General features: G+C 62.6%; 17 protein-coding genes. 5 read left to right on the forward strand and 12 right to left on the reverse strand.

Features of this window, described 5'->3' with window-relative positions:
• The first annotated feature begins 85 nt into the window (after positions 1–85).
• The 4 genes from M2497_RS01960 (at position 86) to M2497_RS01975 (ending at position 7,691) form a co-directional block, all read left to right on the forward strand.
• Complete coding sequence (locus M2497_RS01960; RefSeq protein WP_248485646.1) at positions 86–1,168, forward strand: efflux RND transporter periplasmic adaptor subunit; 1,083 nt, start codon at positions 86–88, stop codon at positions 1,166–1,168.
• Entirely contained in the window at positions 1,165–2,235 is a 1,071-nt protein-coding gene (locus M2497_RS01965; RefSeq protein WP_248485647.1) for an efflux RND transporter periplasmic adaptor subunit, read from the forward strand. The genes M2497_RS01960 and M2497_RS01965 overlap by 4 nt, the downstream gene beginning before the upstream one ends.
• Positions 2,232–5,288, forward strand: a complete 3,057-nt coding sequence (locus tag M2497_RS01970; protein WP_248485648.1) for an efflux RND transporter permease subunit — start codon at positions 2,232–2,234, stop codon at positions 5,286–5,288. The genes M2497_RS01965 and M2497_RS01970 overlap by 4 nt, the downstream gene beginning before the upstream one ends.
• A gap of 228 nt (positions 5,289–5,516) precedes the next feature.
• Positions 5,517–7,691: a glycoside hydrolase gene (locus M2497_RS01975; protein WP_248485649.1), complete on the forward strand. Its 2,175-nt coding sequence runs from the start codon at positions 5,517–5,519 to the stop codon at positions 7,689–7,691.
• Positions 7,692–7,807: 116 nt separating this feature from the next.
• On the opposite strand, the gene M2497_RS01980 is transcribed toward M2497_RS01975, so the two are convergent.
• The 12 genes from M2497_RS01980 to M2497_RS02035 all read right to left on the reverse strand — a co-directional run bounded on the left by M2497_RS01980 (position 7,808) and on the right by M2497_RS02035 (position 19,602).
• Entirely contained in the window at positions 7,808–8,434 is a 627-nt protein-coding gene (locus M2497_RS01980; RefSeq protein WP_248485650.1) for a class I SAM-dependent methyltransferase, read from the reverse strand.
• A gap of 40 nt (positions 8,435–8,474) precedes the next feature.
• Entirely contained in the window at positions 8,475–9,119 is a 645-nt protein-coding gene (locus M2497_RS01985) for a methionine ABC transporter permease (RefSeq protein ID WP_058424826.1), read from the reverse strand.
• Complete coding sequence (locus tag M2497_RS01990) at positions 9,109–10,224, reverse strand: ATP-binding cassette domain-containing protein (RefSeq protein ID WP_248485651.1); 1,116 nt, start codon at positions 10,222–10,224, stop codon at positions 9,109–9,111. The genes M2497_RS01985 and M2497_RS01990 overlap by 11 nt, the downstream gene beginning before the upstream one ends.
• Positions 10,221–11,036, reverse strand: coding sequence for a MetQ/NlpA family ABC transporter substrate-binding protein (locus M2497_RS01995; protein ID WP_248485652.1), 816 nt, complete (start codon positions 11,034–11,036; stop codon positions 10,221–10,223). Before M2497_RS01995 ends, M2497_RS01990 begins: the two co-directional genes overlap by 4 nt.
• On the reverse strand, positions 11,033–12,412 hold the full coding sequence (locus tag M2497_RS02000; RefSeq protein ID WP_248485653.1) for an LLM class flavin-dependent oxidoreductase: 1,380 nt from the start codon (positions 12,410–12,412) through the stop codon (positions 11,033–11,035). The genes M2497_RS01995 and M2497_RS02000 overlap by 4 nt, the downstream gene beginning before the upstream one ends.
• Positions 12,412–13,605 carry an SfnB family sulfur acquisition oxidoreductase gene (locus M2497_RS02005; RefSeq protein ID WP_248485654.1) on the reverse strand — a complete coding sequence of 398 codons (1,194 nt, stop codon included), beginning with the start codon at positions 13,603–13,605 and terminating at the stop codon, positions 12,412–12,414. The genes M2497_RS02000 and M2497_RS02005 overlap by 1 nt, the downstream gene beginning before the upstream one ends.
• 25 nt (positions 13,606–13,630) lie before the next feature.
• Positions 13,631–14,872, reverse strand: a complete 1,242-nt coding sequence (locus M2497_RS02010) for an SfnB family sulfur acquisition oxidoreductase (RefSeq protein ID WP_248485655.1) — start codon at positions 14,870–14,872, stop codon at positions 13,631–13,633.
• Positions 14,873–15,059: 187 nt separating this feature from the next.
• Positions 15,060–15,824 (reverse strand): hypothetical protein, encoded by a 765-nt coding sequence (locus tag M2497_RS02015; RefSeq protein WP_248485656.1) that lies wholly within the window; start codon positions 15,822–15,824, stop codon positions 15,060–15,062.
• A gap of 293 nt (positions 15,825–16,117) precedes the next feature.
• Positions 16,118–16,864 carry an L-cystine ABC transporter ATP-binding protein TcyN gene (tcyN, locus tag M2497_RS02020; protein WP_248485657.1) on the reverse strand — a complete coding sequence of 249 codons (747 nt, stop codon included), beginning with the start codon at positions 16,862–16,864 and terminating at the stop codon, positions 16,118–16,120.
• Positions 16,865–16,867: 3 nt separating this feature from the next.
• Entirely contained in the window at positions 16,868–17,533 is a 666-nt protein-coding gene (tcyL, locus tag M2497_RS02025; RefSeq protein WP_010214112.1) for a cystine ABC transporter permease, read from the reverse strand.
• Positions 17,533–18,327: a cystine ABC transporter substrate-binding protein gene (gene tcyJ / locus M2497_RS02030; RefSeq protein ID WP_248485658.1), complete on the reverse strand. Its 795-nt coding sequence runs from the start codon at positions 18,325–18,327 to the stop codon at positions 17,533–17,535. The genes tcyL and tcyJ overlap by 1 nt, the downstream gene beginning before the upstream one ends.
• 279 nt (positions 18,328–18,606) lie before the next feature.
• On the reverse strand, positions 18,607–19,602 hold the full coding sequence (locus M2497_RS02035) for a D-cysteine desulfhydrase (RefSeq protein WP_248485659.1): 996 nt from the start codon (positions 19,600–19,602) through the stop codon (positions 18,607–18,609).
• Between the two features lie 165 nt (positions 19,603–19,767).
• Here M2497_RS02035 and epsC point away from each other — a divergent pair, with 165 nt between their 5' ends.
• A complete protein-coding gene (gene epsC, locus M2497_RS02040; protein WP_179030369.1) occupies positions 19,768–20,694 on the forward strand; it encodes a serine O-acetyltransferase EpsC in 927 nt (308 codons plus the stop codon).
• Positions 20,695–20,726: the final 32 nt, after the last annotated feature.

The following is a 20,726-nucleotide window of genomic DNA, read 5'->3' on the forward strand; positions in this document are numbered from 1 at the left end:
GAGCCTCCATGCAGATAAGGAACCCTGAACTAAGCTCACAGTCGCATACACACTGGCACGTCGGCATCACGCAAAAGGAGCCTGCATGGGCGCTCGCATTTCCACCTGTATTTTCGGCCTTGGCCTACTGGCGCTGTTGAGCGGCTGTGGCGAGGACAAGGCTGAACCCAAGGCCCATTCGCGGGTGTTCGTGCAGACCGTGCAGCCGGCGGATTTTGCCGCGGCGGTGACCCTCACGGGTGATATCCAGGCCCGGGTGCAAACCGACCTGTCCTTTCGCGTCGGCGGCAAGATCATCCAGCGCATGGTGGACGTGGGCGACCGCGTGACCGCCAAGCAAGTGCTGGCCAAGCTCGATCCCAAGGACTTGCAGACCAACGTCGACTCCGCCCAGGCCCAGGTCGTGGCCGAACAGGCGCGGGTCAAGCAGACTGCCGCCGCCTTTGTGCGCCAGGAAAAACTGCTGCCCAAGGGCTACACCAGCCGCAGCGAATACGATTCCGCCCAGGCTGCGTTGCGCAGCAGCCAAAGCGCCCTGGCTGCCGCCCAGGCCCAACTGGCCAACGCCCGCGAGCAACTCGGTTACACCGCGCTGATCGCCGAAGCACCCGGGGTGATTACCGCGCGCCAGGCCGAAGTCGGCCAGGTGGTGCAGGCCACCGTGCCGATTTTCAGCCTGGCGCGCGATGGCGAGCGCGATGCGGTGTTCAACGTCTATGAGTCCCTGCTGGTGGAACCGCCGCCCGATGCGCCGATCACCGTCAGCCTGCTGGACAACCCCAGCATCAAGGCTGTGGGCATGGTCCGTGAGGTCACCCCGGCAGTGGCCGCCAACACCGGCACCGTGCAGGTGAAAATCGCCCTGCAGGCCTTACCCAAGGGCATGGAGCTGGGCTCAGTGGTAAGCGCCACCGCCAATGGCCCGGCCAAGGCCAGTATCGAATTGCCGTGGGCCGCGCTGACCAAAGACCTCAGCGAACCTGCCGTATGGCTGATCGACGGCGACGGCAAGGCGCAGCTGCACAAGGTCACTGTGGCGCGTTACCTCACCGGCAAAGTCATCATTGGCGATGGCCTCAAGGGCGGCGAAAAAGTGGTGGTGGCCGGCGGGCAATTGCTGCACCCCGGCATGATTGTCGAGATCGCCCAGCCAGGAGCCCAGCCATGAAGCGCCTCACGGGGATACTCGCCGCCAGCCTGTTGCTGGTGGCCTGCTCCAAGGAAGAGCCGCCGCCCGAGCCCGTGCGCCCGGTGCTGTCCATGGAAGTGAAGGCGGAAGACCAGGAAAACCTTGGCCGCTTCGCCGGCACCATCCAGGCCCGCTACGAAAGTAACTTAGGCTTCCGTGTACCCGGTCGCATTGCCCGCCGCGCCGTGGACGTAGGTGCCGAAGTGGAGAAGGGCGCCTTGCTCGCCGTCCTCGACCCCACCGACCAACAGAACCAATTGCGCTCGGCCCAGGGCGACCTGGCCCGCGTGCAGGCGCAATACATCAACGCCCAGGCCAATGCGCGCCGCCAGCAGGAACTGTTCAACCGTGGCGTCGGCGCCCAGGCCCAATTGGATATCGCCCAGACCGACCTGAAGACCACCCAGGCCTCGCTCGACCAGGCCCAGGCCTCGGTCAATCAAGCCAAAGACCAGCTTAACTACGCCGAACTGCGCACCGACCACGCCGGTATCGTCACCGCCTGGAATGCCGAGGCCGGCCAGGTGGTCAGTGCCGGCCAGCAAGTGGTGACCCTGGCGCGCCCGGATATCAAGGAAGCGGTGATCGACCTGCCCGCCGGCCTGGCCGAGCGTTTGCCGCCGGACGTGGTGTTCCTGGTTGCCGGGCAGCTCGACCCCAGCGTGCACACCACCGCCATCGTGCGCGAGATCGAACCCCAGGCCCAAAGCGCCACGCGCACCCGCCGAGCACGCCTGACCCTGGCCGAAACGCCGCCCGCGTTCCGCCTCGGCACGGCGATCAGCGTAACGTTGAGTACTGCCATCGCGCCGCGCATCGAAGTGCCCCTGAGTGCCTTGCAGGAGGTCGACGGCCAGACCCGCATCTGGCTGCTCGACACCCAAAGCCAGACCGTGCAACCGCGCGACATCAGCGTGGTCAGCCGCGATGCCGACAGCGCCTTGCTCAACGGCGGCGTCAAACCCGGCGAGCGCATCGTCACCGCCGGCGTGAACAGCCTGAAACCCGGGCAAAAAGTCAAAATCGACGAGGACAGCCCGCGATGAAAGGGAGCTTCAACTTATCCGACTGGGCCCTCAAGCATCAGTCCTTCGTCTGGTACCTGATGTTCGTCGCGCTGCTGATGGGCGTGTTTTCGTACATGAACCTGGGCCGCGAGGAAGACCCTTCCTTCACCATCAAGACCATGGTGATCCAGACCCGCTGGCCGGGCGCGACCCAGGAAGAAACCCTCAAGCAGGTCACTGATCGCATCGAGAAAAAGCTCGAAGAGCTCGACTCCCTCGACTACGTGAAAAGCTACACCCGGCCGGGCGAGTCCACGGTATTCGTGTTCCTCAAGGACACCACCAGTGCCAAGGACATCCCCCATATCTGGTACCTGGTGCACAAGAAGATCGACGACATTCGCGGCAGCTTCCCACCGGGGTTGCAGGGGCCGTCGTTCAACGATGAGTTCGGTGATGTGTTCGGCTCGGTGTACGCGTTTACCGGCGATGGCCTGTCGATGCGCCAGTTGCGTGACTACGTTGAGCAGGTGCGCGCCGAGATCCGTTCGGTGCCGGGGTTGGGCAAGGTCGAGATGATCGGCCAGCAGGACGAAGTGATTTACCTGAATTTTTCTACGCGCAAACTCGCGGCGCTGGGGATTGACCAGCGCCAGGTGGTGCAGAGCTTGCAATCGCAGAACGCGGTGACGCCGGCCGGGGTGATTGAGGCCGGGCCTGAGCGGATTTCGGTGCGCACCTCGGGGCAGTTCGCCTCGGAGAAGGACCTGGCCAACGTCAACCTGCGGCTCAATGACCGGTTCTATCGCCTGGCGGATATCGCGGACATCAGCCGGGGTTATGTGGACCCGGCGCGGCCAATGTTCCGCTTCAACGGCAAGCCGGCCATCGGTCTGGCGATTGCCATGCAGAAGGGCGGCAATATCCAGTCGTTCGGCAAAGCCTTGCATGAGCGCATGGACGAACTCACCGCCGACCTGCCGGTGGGCGTCGGTGTGCACAAGGTGTCCGACCAGGCGGAAGTGGTGGAAGAGGCCGTCGGCGGCTTTACCAGCGCGTTGTTCGAAGCGGTGATCATCGTATTGGTGGTGAGCTTTATCAGCCTGGGCATGCGCGCCGGGCTGGTGGTGGCGTGCTCGATTCCGTTGGTGCTGGCGCTGGTGTTCGTGTTCATGGAATACAGCGGCATCACCATGCAGCGTGTGTCCCTGGGCGCGCTGATTATCGCCCTCGGCCTGTTGGTGGATGACGCGATGATCACCGTCGAGATGATGATCACGCGCCTGGAAAAAGGCGAGACCAAGGAACAGGCGGCGACCTACGCCTACACCTCTACGGCGTTTCCCATGCTCACCGGTACGCTGGTGACGGTCGCTGGGTTTGTGCCGATCGGCCTCAACGCCAGTTCGGCGGGCGAGTACACCTTCACCCTGTTCGCGGTGATTGCTGTGGCGATGCTGGTCTCGTGGGTGGTGGCGGTGCTGTTTGCGCCGGTGATCGGCGTGCATATCCTCAGTGCCAACGTTAAACCTCACAACGCAGAGCCGGGGCGGATCGGCCGGGCGTTCAATGGCGGCATGCTATGGGCCATGCGCAACCGCTGGTGGGCGATTGGCATCACCGTGGCACTGTTTGTGGCGTCGGTGTTTTCCATGCAGTTCGTGCAGAACCAGTTCTTTCCCTCGTCGGACCGCCCGGAGATCCTTGTCGACCTCAACCTGCCGCAAAACGCCTCGATCAACGAGACGCGCAAGGCTGTCGACCGCCTGGAAGCGATCATCAAGGACGACCCGGACATCGCCCGCTGGAGCACCTATATCGGCCAGGGCGCGATCCGTTTCTACCTGCCCCTCGACCAGCAACTGGAAAACCCCTACTACGCGCAGTTGGTCATCGTGAGCAAGGGCCTGGAAGAGCGCGGCGAGTTGATCGCGCGCCTGCAAAAGCGCCTGCGTGATGACTTCGTCGGCATCGGCAGTTACGTGCAGCCGCTGGAAATGGGCCCGCCGGTGGGCAGGCCGATTCAGTATCGCGTGTCGGGCAAAGACACCGACCAAGTGCGCAAACACGCCATCGAACTGGCGACCTTGCTGGACAAGAACACTCACCTGGGCGAGATCGTCTACGACTGGAACGAGCCGGGCAAAGTGCTGCGTATCGACATCGCCCAGGACAAGGCGCGCCAACTGGGGCTGTCGTCGGAAGACGTGGCGCAGTTAATGAACAGCGTGGTCAGCGGATCTTCGGTGACCCAGGTGCATGACGATATCTACCTGATCAATGTGGTCGGCCGTGCCGAAGACGCTGAACGCGGTACGCCGGAAACCCTGCAGAACCTACAGATCGTCACGCCCAACGGCACCTCGATTCCGCTGCTGGCCTTCGCCACCGTGCGCTACGAGCTGGAGCAGCCGCTGGTATGGCGTCGCGACCGCAAACCGACCATCACCATCAAGGCCTCGGTGCGCGATGAGATCCAACCGACGGACCTGGTCAAGCAGCTCAAGCCGGAAATCGACAAATTCAGCGCCGGCCTGCCGGTGGGCTACAAGGTCGCCACCGGCGGCACGGTGGAAGAAAGCGGCAAGGCGCAGGGTCCGATTGCCAGCGTGGTGCCGTTGATGCTGTTCCTGATGGCAACCTTCCTGATGATCCAGCTGCACAGCGTGCAGAAGATGTTCCTGGTGGCGAGTGTCGCTCCGCTCGGGCTGATTGGCGTGGTGCTGGCGTTGATCCCCACGGGCACGCCCATGGGCTTTGTGGCGATCCTTGGCATTCTGGCGTTGATCGGCATCATCATCCGCAACTCGGTGATCCTGGTGACGCAGATTCATGAGTACGAGGTGGCCGGCTATACGCCGTGGGATGCGGTGGTGGAAGCCACCGAGCACCGGCGCCGGCCGATCCTGCTTACGGCAGCGGCGGCGAGCCTGGGCATGATCCCGATTGCCCGGGAAGTGTTCTGGGGGCCGATGGCGTACGCGATGATCGGTGGGATCATCATCGCGACTTTGCTGACGTTGTTGTTCCTGCCGGCGCTGTACGTGGCCTGGTACAAGATCCGCGAACCCAAGCCGGAGCAACGCGGTTAACCAGAAAAAATGCAGATCAAAAATGTGGGAGCGGGCTTGCCCGCGATAGCAGTCGGTCAGTCAACAATGGGAGTGGCTGACCCACCGCAATCGCGGGCAAGCCCGCTCCCACATTTGGATCTCCATAGGGCTGGGGGGCTGTGAGAAACTTCCTGAAATATCTATCACTGCCATGTCAGGCAGCAGTCTGTTTTACCCTCCCGACCTCCACCCACCCGGTCGAACGTTATGAACTGGCATCGTCATTGCTTACTGCTCTGCACATTCCTCATCTCCCCGCTGGCCCTTGCGAGCACTGTCCTTGAAAACCCGCTGTGGCGCGTCGAACTCGACCCCGCGACCCTCTCCATCCGCGTCACCCCCAACGGCCAGGCGCCGGTGCAGGCCAGCAGCGGCGTTGCCGCACGCGCAGTCAGCGAACTCGTGCAGAACGCCCAACAAGCCAGTTGGCAGTGGGGGGCCTTTCGTGTGGCAGCCAGCCTTGCGCAACGCGACCTGACGCTTGCCATCACCGCGCACGAACCCACCGAATTGAAGATCCTTCAACAACCCGCCAGCGCCTTTGGGCAGGGGCTGATGTGGCCATTGGCCGAAGGGCATTACGTGCCTGCCGACAACGCTGTGTGGAAAACGTTTTTGCAGGAACAAGGTGACCTCAACACCACCCAGGACCTCAGCCTGCCGCTGTGGGGCCTGGACCACGGGCGCTTCACCTTGAACTGGTTGCTGACCAACCCCTACAACAATCGCCTGCGCTGGCAGGCAGGGATGGCGCTGTCCGTGGCCCACGAATTCACCGCGCTCGACCCTGCTGCGCCGATGACCCTGCTGTTGCACCTGGGGGAGGCCGATCCCTTGGCCGGCGCCAAGCGCTACCGCCAATGGCTGGTCGAGCAAGGGCGTTATGAACCGCTGTCGGACAAGCTGCGGCAGACGCCCGAGGCACAGAAGCTGCTGGGTGCCAGCCATGTCTACCTGTGGGGCAATGACCTGCTGGCAGCGGAGGATGTGCGTGACTGGCCGTTGTTGCTCAAGCGCCTGCGTGGCCATGAGCTCAAAGGCTTGCTCGACAAGGAATCGACGAAAGTCCTGGCGCAGGCCACGCCCTTGAATCGCTATGAGCAGACGGCGCTGTTGCGGGGGCTGAATGCGGCCATCAACCGGAAGGCCAGGCAGAGTTGGCAGGTAGATGAGCCTGACATGCCGCGCCTCGCTGCACGTTATGGTGAGCTGCGCGGCGAGTTGGCTGTCGCGTTTGCCGGGGCGCTGAGCGATACCCCTCAAACCTGGGGCAGCCGGGCGATCCAGTCGCTGCGTGACTCAGGTCTTTCGCGCTTGCTGCTGACCCTGGGCGAAGGCTGGGAGGGCGGCCTGTGGCACCCCGAAGCGATCCGCGCCGGGGTCGATGCGGGTTACCTGATGGCGCCCTACGATTCCTATGAAACTGCGTTGTCCGCCACGGAAAATCCGGATTGGACCACAGCCCACCTGGGCAGCCGGGCCTACCGCGAGTGCGCGATTGTGCTGAAGGATGGCAAGCTGAAAACCGGCTTCCAGCAGTCCGGCCACTACACTGACCCGCGCTGCGTGCGCCCTCTGTTGGAGGCCCGCGTAAAGGCTATCCAGGCCAAGGCTGGCTTCAACGCGTGGTTCCTTGATGCCTATGCCACCAGCATGGTGTTCGACAGCTACCGCGACGGCGCCCGGATGACCCAGGCGCAAAACGCCGAGGGCAATATTGACGCCTCGCGCTGGCTCAACACGGTGCTCAAATTGCCAGCGGGCTCCGAAGACGGCAACGCCATCACCACCCAAGGCATTCTGTTCGCCCATGGCATGCAGACTCCGGTGATTGGCTGGGGTGACCAGGCCATGACCAAAGACAAGCAATCGCCCTACTACGTGGGCAATTGGTACCCGCCGGAGCAGCCGACGGTGTTCTTCAAGCCGGTGCCGCTCAAAGAGCCGTTTCGCACGGTCTACTTTGAGCCGAGCATGCGCCTGCCGTTGTACCAGGCGGTGTTCCACGGCTCGGTGATCACCACCCACCACTGGCTGTTCGACAGCCTGAAGCTGAGCAATGTGCAGGCTGAAAACGAGCTGACGCAACTGCTCTACAACGTGCCGCCGCTGTATCACCTGAATGCCTCGACCGTTAAGCAGCGCCTGCCGCTGATCCTGCGTCAGGATCGGTTTTTCCGGCCGCTGCACCAGCGTTTGGCGACCCAGGCGATGACGGATTTTCGTTGGCTGACGCCGGACAGGCAGGTGCAGCAAACCACCTTTGCCGATGGGACGCGGTTGGTGGCGAATTTTGCTGTCGAGGAAAAGGAGGGTTATGCCGGGCGCAGTGTGACTGCATATGGGGTGGGTGAGAAACCGCTGGTGTATCAGGTGGAGTAGGGTTGCCTCAGCGGGCGTCATCGGGGGCAAGCCCCCTCCCACATTTTAAATGTATTCACAAATCAAACTGTGGGAGGGGGCTTGCCCCCGATGGCGTCAGGCCAGGCAACGAAAATCTACCTCTTGCGCCACACACTCGCCAACCAGGGCTGCTGCGCCCTGGGCAACCCCGCCGGCCGGTAGTAATGCTCCAGCTCCACAAACCCGGCCTCGGTCAGCAGCGCTTGCCAAGCCTCAAGGTCGTGATAAGACCCATACCGCGGCCCATTCCAGCCTTCCTGGTTCTCACCCCGAGGGTTGGAACTGAACAATACGCCCCCCGCTTTCAACGCGCCATGCAGTTGCTTGAGCACACGCGGCAATTCCTGCTTGGGGATATGAAACAGCACCGCATTGGCGAAGACCCCGTCAAAGCGTTGAGCCGGCAGGTCCAGCTTGAGGAAGTCCTGCTGCAACACCTCACAGCCACTGTCCTCCCGCGCCATCTGCGCAAAGCGCTCCGAGCCGTCCAGGCCCACGGCGATATGCCCCATGCGCGTGAAGGTCTGCAAATCACGCCCCGGTCCACAGCCGAAATCCAGCAGGGTAAACGGCGCCGTACCCTGGATATGCCTCAGCAAGGCATCGATGTTCTGGCTCACATCGTGATCGCGGGTGCCTTCACGGAAGTCGTCGGCCACTTTGTTGTAGTGGCCGAGGGTGGTGGCGGTGATGGTGCTGAGGTCGTCGGGCTTGAGTGTCATGACGGGGAATACCGTGCGTCTTCGATGGCCCGACTATACCTCACCTCTTGTTAAGGACCCGCGCCAACCGATCCCCACCCAACTGAATCACCGCCACCAGCGCCACCAGCAGCACAATCACCGTCAACATGATCTGCGTATCAAAGCGCTGATACCCGTATCGGTACGCAATATCCCCCAGGCCCCCCGCGCCAATCGCGCCGGCCATGGCCGATGAGTTGATCATGGTCACCAGCGTGATGGTGAACCCGCCGACGATCCCCGGCAGCGCTTCCGGCAACAGCACATGCCAGATGATGTGCCAGCGGCGGCAGCCCATGGCTTGGGCAGCTTCGATCAGGCCGTGGTCGACTTCGCGCAGGCTCACCTCGGCGATTCGTGCAAAGAACGGCGTGGCGGCGATGGTCAGCGGTACGACTGCGGCCCACACGCCGTAGGTGGTGCCGACGATCAGGCGGGTGAACGGGATCAGCGCCACCATCAGGATCAGGAACGGAATCGAGCGGAACAGATTGACGAACGCCCCCAGCACGCGGTTAAGCGCTGGCGCCTGGTAGATGCCGCCTTTGTCGCTGGTGACCAGGAACACCGCCAGCGGGATTCCCACCAGCAGCGCGATCAGCGATGACACGCCGACCATCAGCAAGGTGTCGATGGCGCCTTGTACCAATCGATCAAACCACATAGCCCAGCACCTCCGTCTGTTGTGCCCAATTCCCGGCCCGTTTGCGCAGTTCTTCGGCGCTGTGGGGCGAGCCATTCACCGCCAGCAGCAATTGCCCCAGGGCATGCCCCTGGATGCGTTCCACGCCGCCTTGCAACAGGCGCACGCGGCCGCCGAGGGCGCTGAACAGGGCGGCCAGGTCGGGTTCGTCGGTGTCGCCGCCGGTGAATTGCAAACGCAGCACCAGCGCCGCGTCGGCCGTCGCCGGTGTGGCCTGCAGGCGGCTTTGCAGTTCATCCGGCAGCCCGTGTTGCAGCGGTGCCAGCAGGGTTTGGCTGACTTCATGTTGCGGGTTGCCGAACACCTGCCAAACCGGGCCTTGCTCGACGATGCGCCCATGTTCCAGCACCACCACGCGGTCGCAGATCTCGCGGATCACCGCCATCTCGTGGGTGATCAGCACGATGGTCAAACCCAGGCGCCGGTTGATCTCGCGCAGCAGGCCGAGGATCGATTGAGTCGTCTCCGGGTCGAGGGCCGAGGTGGCCTCGTCACACAACAGGATCTCGGGGTCGTGCACCAGCGAGCGGGCAATGCCCACCCGTTGTTTCTGCCCGCCGGATAGCTGCGCCGGATAAGACTTGTGCTTGTCCTGCAGCCCCACCAGTTCCAGCAGCTCACGCACCTTTTGCTCGCGCTGCTGCTTCGGTACGCCCGCCACTTTCAACGGCAACTCGACGTTCTGCCACACCGTCTTGGCCGACATCAGGTTGAAGTGTTGGAAAATCATGCCGATGCGCCGACGCAGGGCCACCAGGCGGTCTTCGTCGAAGTCGCCGATGTCCACCTGATCGATCAGCACCCGCCCGCTGCTGGGTTGTTCCAGGCGATTGATGGTGCGGATCAGCGACGACTTGCCGGCGCCGCTGCGACCGATGATGCCGAACACTTCACCGCGCTGGATCGCCAGGTCGATGCCTTGCAACGCATGCACCGTGCCGTCGTAGCTCTTGCCCAGGTTGATAAAACGCACATGGGCGCGATTGAGCTCGGGGTGCAGTTCGGTCTGTTCGGCGTCCCTGGGCGGCAGGCCCAGGTCGCGCAGTGGGGCATGGGCGGCGGTCATTTTTTATCTTCCCAGCCGACTTGGTAGAGCTTGCCGAGGGATTTATCCAAGGCGGCACGCACCACCGGTGAGTGCTGGTAGATATCCACAAACTTGATCACCCGTGGGTCGGTCTTACTTTTGGGTTGGATCACGAACTGGATCACGTACTCCGGATGGTCGAGGCCGTCGAACAGCAGCGCCGACTCGGCATCGAAGGTCTTGGACAGGCGGATGTAAGCCGGGTAGCCCTGCACCAGGTCGGCATCGTCATAGGCGCGCACCAGTTGCACCGCTTCGACCTGCAGGATCTTGATCTTCTTCGGGTTGGAAACGATGTCCTCTTCGGTGGCCTTGTAGCCCACGCCCGGCTTGAGCGTGATCAGCCCCGCCTTGGCCAGCAGTTGCAGGCCCCGACCGCTGTTGATCGGGTCGTTGGCAATTGCCACGCTGGCGCCCTGGGGCAGGTCGTTGATGCTCTTGTACTTCTTTGAGTACAGCCCGACGTTGTTGATGATGCCCGGCGCATAAGGCACCAGGTCAAAACCGGCGGCGGCCTTGGCGTTTTCCAGGAACGGGATGTGCTGGAAGTAGTTCACGTCGATATCGCCAGCAGCCAGGCTGACGTTGGGTGCGATCCAGTCGGTGAACTCCACCAGCTCGACTTTGAGGCCTTGCTTGTCGGCTTCGGCCACGGCGGCTTCCAGCGGAATCGCAAAGGCGGCGGTGGTGCCGATTTTCAGCGGTGCATCGGCGGCGAATACCGCCGAGCTGAACAGTCCGAACGCCAGGGCCAGTGCTTTGACTGGATGGGTGAGCAGTGTCTTTTTCATTGGGTATTTCCAGTCAGAGAAGCAGTTTGTCGGTAGGTGGAACCGGTGTGTTGTTCGGGTAGGCGGGCGCTGCCCTGGAAGACTTTTTCCCGCAGCGTTCCCTGTTCGTATTCAGTTTTGTACGACCCGCGCTTTTGCAACTCCGGCACCACCAGGTCAATGAAGTCCACGTAGCTTTCCGGCGTAACGATGCGCGTGAGGTTGAAGCCATCCAGGCCGGTTTCGCCGATCCAGGATTCCAGCTCATCGGCGACCTGTCCGGGCGAGCCGACCAGGGTGATGTAGCGCCCGCCCAGGGCGTGCTGCTCCAGCAATTTGCGTCGGGTCCAGTCGTTGTTCTGCAGGTTCTTGGTGGCTGACTGGATCGCGTTGCTCTTCACGTATTGGATCGGTTCGTCCAGTGCGTATTGGGCAAAGTCGATAGCGGTGGATGCGGAAAAATGCGCCACGCCAGCCTCCGCGCTGGCGTAGCTCAAGTATTCCGCGTGCTTTTCCCAGGCAAGTTCTTCGGTGGCGCCCACGATCACGTTGAGGCCCATGAACACCTTGATGTCATCCGGGTTGCGCCCGGCCGCGACCGCGCTGGCGCGCACCTTGTCCACCTGGACCTTGGTCGCCGCCTTGTTCTGCCCGCTGATGAACACGCACTCGGCATGCCGCCCGGCGAACAGCAAACCGCGCTCCGAACTGCCGGCCTGGAACAGCACCGGTGTACGCTGCGGCGAGGGTTCGCACAGGTGATAACCCTCCACCTGGTAGAACTCGCCCTGGTGCGCGACTTTGTGCACCTTGCCCGGCTGCGCGTACACCCGCGCCTTGGGATCGTTGAGCACCGCGTCGTCTTCCCAGCTGCCCTCCCAGAGTTTGTAGAGCACCTCCAGGTATTCATCGGCCTGGTCGTAGCGACGGTCATGTTCGACTTGTTCATTGAGGCCCATGGCCTTGGCGGCGCTGTCGAGGTAGCCGGTGACGATGTTCCAGCCCACACGGCCACGGCTCAGGTGGTCCAGCGTGGACATGCGGCGGGCGAACAGGTACGGCGGCTCGTAGGTGAGGTTGGCGGTGAGGCCGAAGCCGAGGTTTCTGGTGACAGCAGCCATGGCTGAGACCAACAGCAACGGATCATTCACCGGCAGCTGGATCGACTCTTTGAGCGGCACATCAATCGAGTTCTGGTACACGTCGTACACACCGACGATATCGGCGATGAACAAACCGTCGAACAGCCCGCGTTCGAGGGTTTGCGCCAGCTCGGTCCAGTACTCGATCGTCTTGTACTGGGTCGAAGTGTCCCGTGGATGCGTCCACAGGCCGTGGTTGATATGCCCGATGCAGTTCATGTTGAAGGCATTGAGCAGGATTTTTTTCTTCGCCATCAAATGGTCCCCCGCAGTGGCGGGTTTTCATCGTTCAGGTAGTAATTACCCACCGCGTGGTACTTCCAGCGCACCGGGTCGTGCAGGGTATGCACGCGGGCGTTGCGCCAGTGACGGTCCAAGCCATGTTCAGCCAGGGTCGCCTGGCTACCGGCCAGTTCAAACAGGGTGCTGCCGGCGGCCAGGGAAATTTCGGTGCTCAAGGCGCGCACCTCCGCGACGGCAATCGAGGCGGCAGCGACGGTCTCGGCGTTGCTGTCGGCCTGGGCGCGGTCCAGGTATTCGCCCGAGCGTTCCAGCAGCGCCTCGGCGGCGTGCAGGCGGATGCTCAGGTGGCCGAAGCTTTTCAGGGTCAGTGGGTCTTCGGTGGCCTTGTCGTTGCCGGCGTCGATCCACGGGCGGGTCTTGGTGCGCACAAAGTGCAGCGCATCTTCAAAGGCCGCGCGGGCGATACCGGTGTCGATGGCGGCATGAAGGATCTGCGCCAGCGGGCCGACGGTGGTCGGGCGTTCGAAGGCGCTCTGGAACGGGATCACGTCCTGCGCGGCTACCCACACATTGTCGAACACCACCGAACCGCTGCCGGTGGTGCGCTGGCCGAAGCCGCTCCAGTCGTCGATCACGCTCAGGCCTTCACTGTCACGCGGCACAAAGGCCAGTTGCTGTACGCCGTGTTCATCCACCACCGAGGTGGGAATGCGCTGGGCGTAGATCGCGCCGGTGGAATAGAACTTGCGGCCGCTGATACGGAAACCGTCACCGTCGCGGGTGATTTTAGTGACGCGGTCATGGGCCGTCTTGGTGCCCAGTTCCGCCAGGGCGTTGCCGAAGCGCTGGCCGGCAAGTACCTCGGCGTACAGGCGTTTTTGCTGCGCCGGGCTGCCGTTTACGCGCAGCACTTCCAGGGCGTAGAAATGGTTCTGCGGGATCTGCCCCAGGGACGCATCGGCCTGGGCTATCAAGGCAATCACCTTGGCCAGGGTGACGTTGGACACGCCCGCGCCACCGTACTCCTTGGGTACGCTGATGCCCCACAGGCCGGAGCGTGAAAACACGTCCAGTTCGGGCAGCGGCAGGCGGCGTTCGCGATCGCGCTGGGCGCTGTCGCGGCGAAAGTCTTCGGCCAGATCACTGGCGACAACAAGGGCTTGTTCGTCGCTGGTGATGACCGCGACGTTTGCAGAGAAAGTCATAGGTGTTCTCCAGAGGTCTGGTCGGTCAGATCCAGGAATGGCGAGCTGGCAAGGTGCCGTTCAATCGATAGGCGCCGACGGCGTGATACTTCCAGCGCACCGGGTCGTGCAGGGTGTGCACCCGGGCATTGCGCCAGTGACGGTCGAGGTTGAATTCGGCGAGGGTGGCGCGGCTGCCGGCCAGTTCGAAGAGCTTCTCGCTGACCAGCAGTGACACTTCGGTGGTCAGCACCTTGGCCTCGGCCACGGCGATGGAGGCACGCGCGGCGGACTGCGCGGTGATCGGTGCGGCGCTGACCTGGTCCAGCACTTGTCCCGCCTTGCGCAGCAGGGCTTCGGCGGCGTGCAGTTCGATCTTGAGCTTGCCGATGTCGGCGATCACATACAGGTCGTCACTGGCGCGTTCGACCTTGGCGTCGATCCAGGGGCGCGAGCGTTCGCGTACGAAGGCGATGGTGTCATCCAGCGCACCACGGGCGATACCGGCGTCGATGGCCGCCTGGATCAGTTGCGAGACGGCGCCCTGGATATTTGGTGTCTCGCCGATGCGCCAGTTTTCTACCACCAGCTCGGCCTCCACCGGCACCTGATCCAGCAGCACCGTGCCGCTAGCGGTGGTGCGCTGGCCGAAGCCGGACCAATCGTCAACGATGCGCAGCCCTTCGGTACCACGGCGCACAAATGCCATGACCTGCTTGCCGTCATCGTTCAACGCCTTGACCGCCACCCAATGGGCAAACAGTGCGCCGGTGGAATAGAACTTTTGGCCGCTGATTACGTAACCGTCACCCTTGGCGGTGATGCGCGCCTTGAGCTCCAGGGTGTTTTTGGTGCCGCGTTCCGGGCCGCCATTGCCGATGCGCCAGCCGTCGAGCACGCTCTGGAACAGCTGTTTTTTCTGGCGCTCGGTGGCGGCGCCCTGCAACAGGTGCAGGATGCCGAAGTGGTTCTGCGGGATCTGCCCGAGTGCCGGGTCGGCCGCGCTGATGATTGCGAACACCTCGGCCAGGGTCACGAAAGACACCTGCGGGCCGCCGTACTCACGGGGAATGGAAATACTGCCGAGCCCACTGCGGGTGAACTGCTCGATCTGCGCCCACGGCAGTTTGCGTTGCTGGTCGCGCCTGGCGGCTTGCAGGCGCGCCGCCTGGGCCAACTCATGGGCAGCCTTCAGCGCCTCTGCATCGTTGCGCAGCACGGTGGCCGGCAACAGCAGGGGGGCGACGTCCAGATCATTCTGGGGGGGTGTTAGAGCCAAGTTAGACATCAGCGCCGCTCCTTGGCTGCACGTAATGCCCTGGCGTTGCGCACCGGGGTAATTCTGACCATACCGACCTCGCATTCAATGAAATAAAAACAGAAAAATCAGAGATGTCCGGTGGTCCGGTGCATATACCCTAAGCGTGTTAAATATTTAAATAAACTAACTTTTGGGAATATGCATAGAAGGTCTGTCACCCAGGTTCGCAGGGAGAGCCCAGAGTTCGTGGCTGGTAAATCAGCGCGCTCCCGGCCGGGCGGGACGGTGCTCCTGCTGCGATGCGCAAGGTGCGCGCGGGTGCCCAGAGTGAATTGTTGCCGACACGATCGAGAATGCAGTACGTCACCTCCAGCCGGCAGTCGTCACCGCCTTCGAGAATCACCGTCGAAGGCACCCAGACCTGCACGGCCTGACCGACTTCCCGGGCCTGGACCTTGGGCAGGTCCAGGCGCACATCGCCCCAGCGCAAGGTGATGGCGTCGCCGCTGGCCATGTTCAGGTACGGCTCGATGGTCAGGGGAATGCCGCGTCGCCCCTGCCCGGCGTTGACGCCGTAGCGGCGGATGGTGTCGGGCAGGCCCACGGGGGCGAGGTTCTGGTTCTCATCGAGGTACAGGGGCGACGGCTGGCCGCCCGGGTAGAGGGTCTTGACGCGGACTCGGGTCACCGCTGAGCGAGCCGGAGCATGACCGACCTGCATGACCTGGTAATGCACACGCGCCGGGCCATTGAGCACGAAACTTTCCGGTACTCGCAGGTGAGTGACCGCGCCGATCCTGCCGGCGGTGACCCGGCGTGAAGCGGCGAAGCAGTTGTTCCAGAACAGCTCGATCAGGTCGCCTTCATCCATGCCGGGATACGCAGCGATGTCGACCTGCAAGTGGGTGGCGGCCAAGGCATTGATGCCATTGCCGATGGCCTGGGGCAGTGTCGGGGCAGTGAGCAGGGGGCGTGTCATAAGTCATCTCCTTGATGCAGCCAGCAGCCATCGTTCCGGCCCTTTGGCGTGGGTGCACGCGGTGGGCCGAAAAGAACGATTCAGTGAATAGCCGGGATAGGATCCAATCCTCTGGGCGCTAGATAAGAGGGTTGGCCGAGGGCCGTCAATGGCGGCAAAGGGCTAAATGGCGGGTTTGGAGATATTCAGAACGGTCCGACTGAGGCGGGGATATTCAGGTAGGTGCGCTGGGGTGTTTTACCCGCGGGAACGACGATCCCTTGTAGGAGCGAGCTTGCTCCTACAAGGGGGTATCAGTGGGCGAGGAATTTGCTCAGGAACTGCTTGGTGCGCTCTTCCCTGGGGTTGGCGAACAACGCCTTGGCTTCACCTTGTTCGACGATCACGCCCTTGTCGAAGAAGATCACCCGGTTGGCCACATCCCGCGCAAAACTCATCTCGTGGGTGACGATGACCATGGTGCGGTTTTCTTCGGCGAGGCTGCGGATGGTCGCCAGCACTTCACCGACCAGTTCCGGGTCCAGCGCCGAGGTGGGTTCGTCGAACAGGATCACCTCCGGCTCCATGGCCAGCGCACGGGCAATCGCCACGCGCTGCTGCTGGCCGCCGGACAGGCGCCGTGGGTAGGCGTCTTCCTTGCCTGCCAGGCCGACTCTGGCCAGCAACTTGCGCCCCAAAGCGATAGCCTCTTCGCGTGGCATCTTCTTGACCACGGTGGGGCCTTCGATGACGTTTTCCAGCGCGGTGCGGTGGGGGAACAGGTTGAAGTTCTGGAACACAAAACCCACGTGCTGGCGCAGGCGCCGCACCAGGCTTTGTTGCTGGTTGATCGGCTTGCTGGTGTCGATCTCGATGTCACCCACCTTGATGCGGCCGCTGGTGGGTTGTTCGAGGAAGTTCAGGCAGCGCAGGAAGGTGGTCTTGCCGGAACCGCTGGGGCCGATGATGGCGATGACTTCGCCTTCCTTGACCTCCAGGTCGATGCCGTTGAGCACCACCTGACCCTTGAATTGTTTGGTCAGTTTTTCAACCACGATCATGCTTCAGGACTCCAGGTCATGCCGGTTGACCCGGTCTTCCAGGCGGTTTTGCAAATGCGCCAGGATGCTCGCCAAAATCCAGTAGATCAGCGCAGCGGAGAGATACATGGTGAAGATTTCGAAGGTCCGTGCCGACACCAGTTGCGCCTGGCGGAACAGCTCGGGCACCTGGATAGTGGCGGCCAGCGCCGTGTCCTTGACCAGCGAAATGAAGCTGTTGCCCAGCGGCGGCAAGGCCGTGCGCATCGCCTGCGGCAGGATGGCCCGGCGCAGGGTCTGCGCGCGGGTCATGCCGATACTGGCGGCGGCTTCCCATTGGCCGCGCTCGATGGAACCGATGGCGGCGCGCAGGATTTCACAGGCGTAGGCGGCCATGTTGAGCGAGAAGCCGATCATGGCGGCCGGGATCGGATCCAGCTCGATACCCACTTGCGGCAAGCCGTAGTAGATCAAGAACAGCTGTACCAGCAAGGGCGTGCCGCGAAAGAACGACACATAGACTCGGGCGAGCCAGCTCACCAGCTTGAAGCGCGACAGGCGCATCAAGGCCAGGCCGAAGCCCAGCAGCAAGCCGAAAAACATCCCGCCGAGGCTGAGGATCACCGTGTAATACGCGCCCTTGAGCAGAAAGGGCGCGGAGTCCAGCGCGAGTTGGAAACCTGCTTCCATTATTGAGTGACGTCAGCGTTGAAGTACTTCTCGGACAGCTTCTTCAAGGTGCCGTCGGCGCGCAGTTTGTCGAGCGCCTTGTTCACTGCATCCAGCAGTTCTGGCTCACCCTTGCGCAGGGCGATACCGGCTTCCTGGCGGGAGAAGGCGTCGCCGGCAGCAGCGGTGTCCGGGGCTTTCTTGGCGTATTCCAGGGCGGCCAGGCGGTCGATCAGGATGGCGTCGATACGGCCGATGCGCAGGTCCTGGAACTTGGTCGGGTCGTCGTTGTAGGTCTTGATGATGGCTTTGGGTTGATTGTCCTTGAGCCATTGTTCGTAGTTGGTGCCCAGGCCCACACCGACTTTCTTGCCGGCCAGGTCGTCGGCGGTCTTGATGGTGTCGACGTTTTTCTTCAGGACCAGCGCCTGGATACCGGAGACGGTGTAAGGCTTGGAGAAGTCGTATTTCTTTTTACGCTCATCGGAGATGGTCACCTGGTTGACCACGGCGTCCAGGCGCTTGGATTCCAGGGCGGCGAGGATGCCGTCCCACGGAGTCGCTTGCAGCTTGACCTTCACGCCCAGCTCTTTAGCCAGTGCTTCGGACAGCTCCACTTCGAAACCGCTGAGCTTGCCGCTTTCATCGACGAAGCTGAACGGCGGGTAGGTACCTTCCAGGCCGATCTTGATCTCGCCGGCTTTCTTGATGTTGTCCAGCTGATCACCCGCGACTGCTTGGCCGATCAGGCCAGCCCCGAGTGCCAGGCCCAAAGTGCCAACCAGCAACGTGCGACGGAATACAGAAATAGTCATGAAGAGCCCCTGTGTTTTTATGGTGTGCGAAGCAGGTGACGCAGTAGTCGTATCCTGCCTTAAAGCGCGTAGCGCGTCTTCGCCTACGGCGCGACTATAAAGCCGGTTTTTAAGACTTGAAAATAATATAAATAAAATCTGATATTCCAATATTGAATATCAAGAGATTCTAATGTGGGAGGGGGGCTTGCCCCCGATAGCGGTGTATCAGCCACAGAAGTCATGACTGATACTCTGTCATCGGGGGCAAGCCCCCTCCCACATTTAGTCCGCGTTTATTCAGTTGAAGGCACTGTTGTAGGCAAACAACGCCGGCGCCCCGCCGGTATGCAGGAAAATGATCGAGCCATCCTCGAAGCGCTGGCGCCCGATACCGTCCAGCAAGCCGGCCATGGCCTTGCCAGTGTAGACCGGGTCCAGCAGCAGGCCTTCCTGGCTCGCCAGTAACTTGACCGCAGACAGGGTGCCGGCGTTCGGTTCGCCATAGCGCGGGCCGAAATATTCGTCCCACAGGATCACCTTGAAGGCCTCGGGAATATCCACACCCAACAATTCGGCGGTGCGTTCGGCCAGGCCCTGCACTTTCGGGAACTGGGCTTCTTCGGTGCGCGATACGGTGATACCGATCACGGGCAACTGCGGCAGCACTTCACTCAACGCCAGGGCCAGGCCGCTGTGGGTACCCGCGCTGCCGGACGCCAGCACCACGGCGGCAAACTCGATGCCGCTGTCTTCGATCTGCGCGGCCAGCTCCAGGCCGGCGCGCACATAGCCCAACGCACCGAGGGCGTTGGAGCCGCCGATAGGCACCAGGTACGGCTGCTTGCCGTTGCTGCGCAGGCGGTCGGCGAGGGCGTTGAGCTGGTCGTCGACGTTGTCGAGGTTCTCTACCAGCTCCACCTTGGCGTCGAACAGGTCCAGCAGCAGGCGGTTGCCGTTGCCCAGGTAGTTGGGGTCTTCGGTGCCGGTGGGGTTCTCCAGCAGCGCGACGCAGCCCAGGCCGAGCTTGGCGGCCAGCGCGGCGGTCTGGCGCACGTGGTTGGACTGGATCGCACCAGCGGTCACCAGGGTGTCGGCGCCTTGGGCGATGGCATCGGCGGCCAGGTATTCGAGTTTACGCAGCTTGTTGCCACCCATGGCCAGCGGTGTGGTGTCGTCGCGCTTGACGTAGATGTCTCTGCCCAACCAGGCCGACAGCCGCTCGAGTTTTTCCAGGGCGGTGGCGCCACCCAGCAGTTCCAGGCGGTTAAAACGGTCGAGCTGTTGTTTGATCATGGCTACGCACGGTTGATGAGGATGGGGCGACTATAGGCAGGCACTTTTCATCGGGCAACCGCCAATCGCTTATTCCGGATGGTTCTTAGTATTGCACCATTGGTTCTTAAGGGCGGCCAGGGTGCATACCGTAAAGTGAGCGCCATTACGTCAGGAGTGAAAACCGTGAGTGAGCGTTCCAGTCATTGGCAATTACAGACCATCGTCAGCCAGTTGCGCGGCGCCCGGGACCAGTGGCGCACGCGCAATGGTCGCTTGAGCGGTGAGCATGGTGGCCGCGAGTTACCTTCTCGCGAGGCGGTGGCGCAGATTCTGGAGTCGCTGTGCGGTGCGTTGTTTCCGATGCGCCTGGGGCCGGTGGACCTGCGTGAAGAAAGCGAAGATTTCTACGTCGGCCACACCCTGGATGTGGCGCTCAATGCCCTGCTCGGCCAGGCGCGCCTGGAACTGCGCTACGCCGCGCGCCAGAGCGGCGAGGACGACAGCGCCGTTAACGCCCACGCCATCCGCTTGATCCAGGATTTCGCCCTGGCCTTGCCGTCCCTGCGCAGCCTGTTGGACACCGACGTGCTGGCCGCCTACCACGGCGACCCGGCGGCGCGTAGCGTGGATGAAGTGCTGCTGTGCTACCCCGGCATCCTGGCGGTGATTCACCATCGCCTGGCCCACCACCTGTACCGCGCCGGTCTGCCGTTGTTGGCGCGCATCAGTGCCGAGATCGCGCACTCGGCCACCGGGATCGACATCCACCCCGGCGCGCAGATCGGCCCGAGTTTCTTTATCGACCATGGGACCGGTGTGGTCATCGGCGAAACCGCGATCATCGGCGAGCGCGTGCGCATCTACCAGGCCGTGACCCTGGGCGCCAAGCGCTTCCCGGCGGACGAGGACGGGCAGTTGCAGAAGGGCCATCCGCGTCACCCGATTGTCGAGGACGATGTGGTGATCTACGCCGGGGCGACGATCCTGGGGCGCATCACCATCGGCAAGGGCTCGACCATTGGGGGTAACGTATGGCTGACCCGCAGCGTGCCGGCGGGAGCGAATATCACCCAGGCGAATTTGCAGCATGAAGATGGTGCGCAGAAATAACCAGCATGCTTACCGAATGTGGGAGGGGGCAA

The sequence above is a fragment of the Pseudomonas sp. CYM-20-01 genome (assembly GCF_023169845.1).
In the GTDB taxonomy this organism is placed as follows: domain Bacteria; phylum Pseudomonadota; class Gammaproteobacteria; order Pseudomonadales; family Pseudomonadaceae; genus Aquipseudomonas; species Aquipseudomonas azotoformans.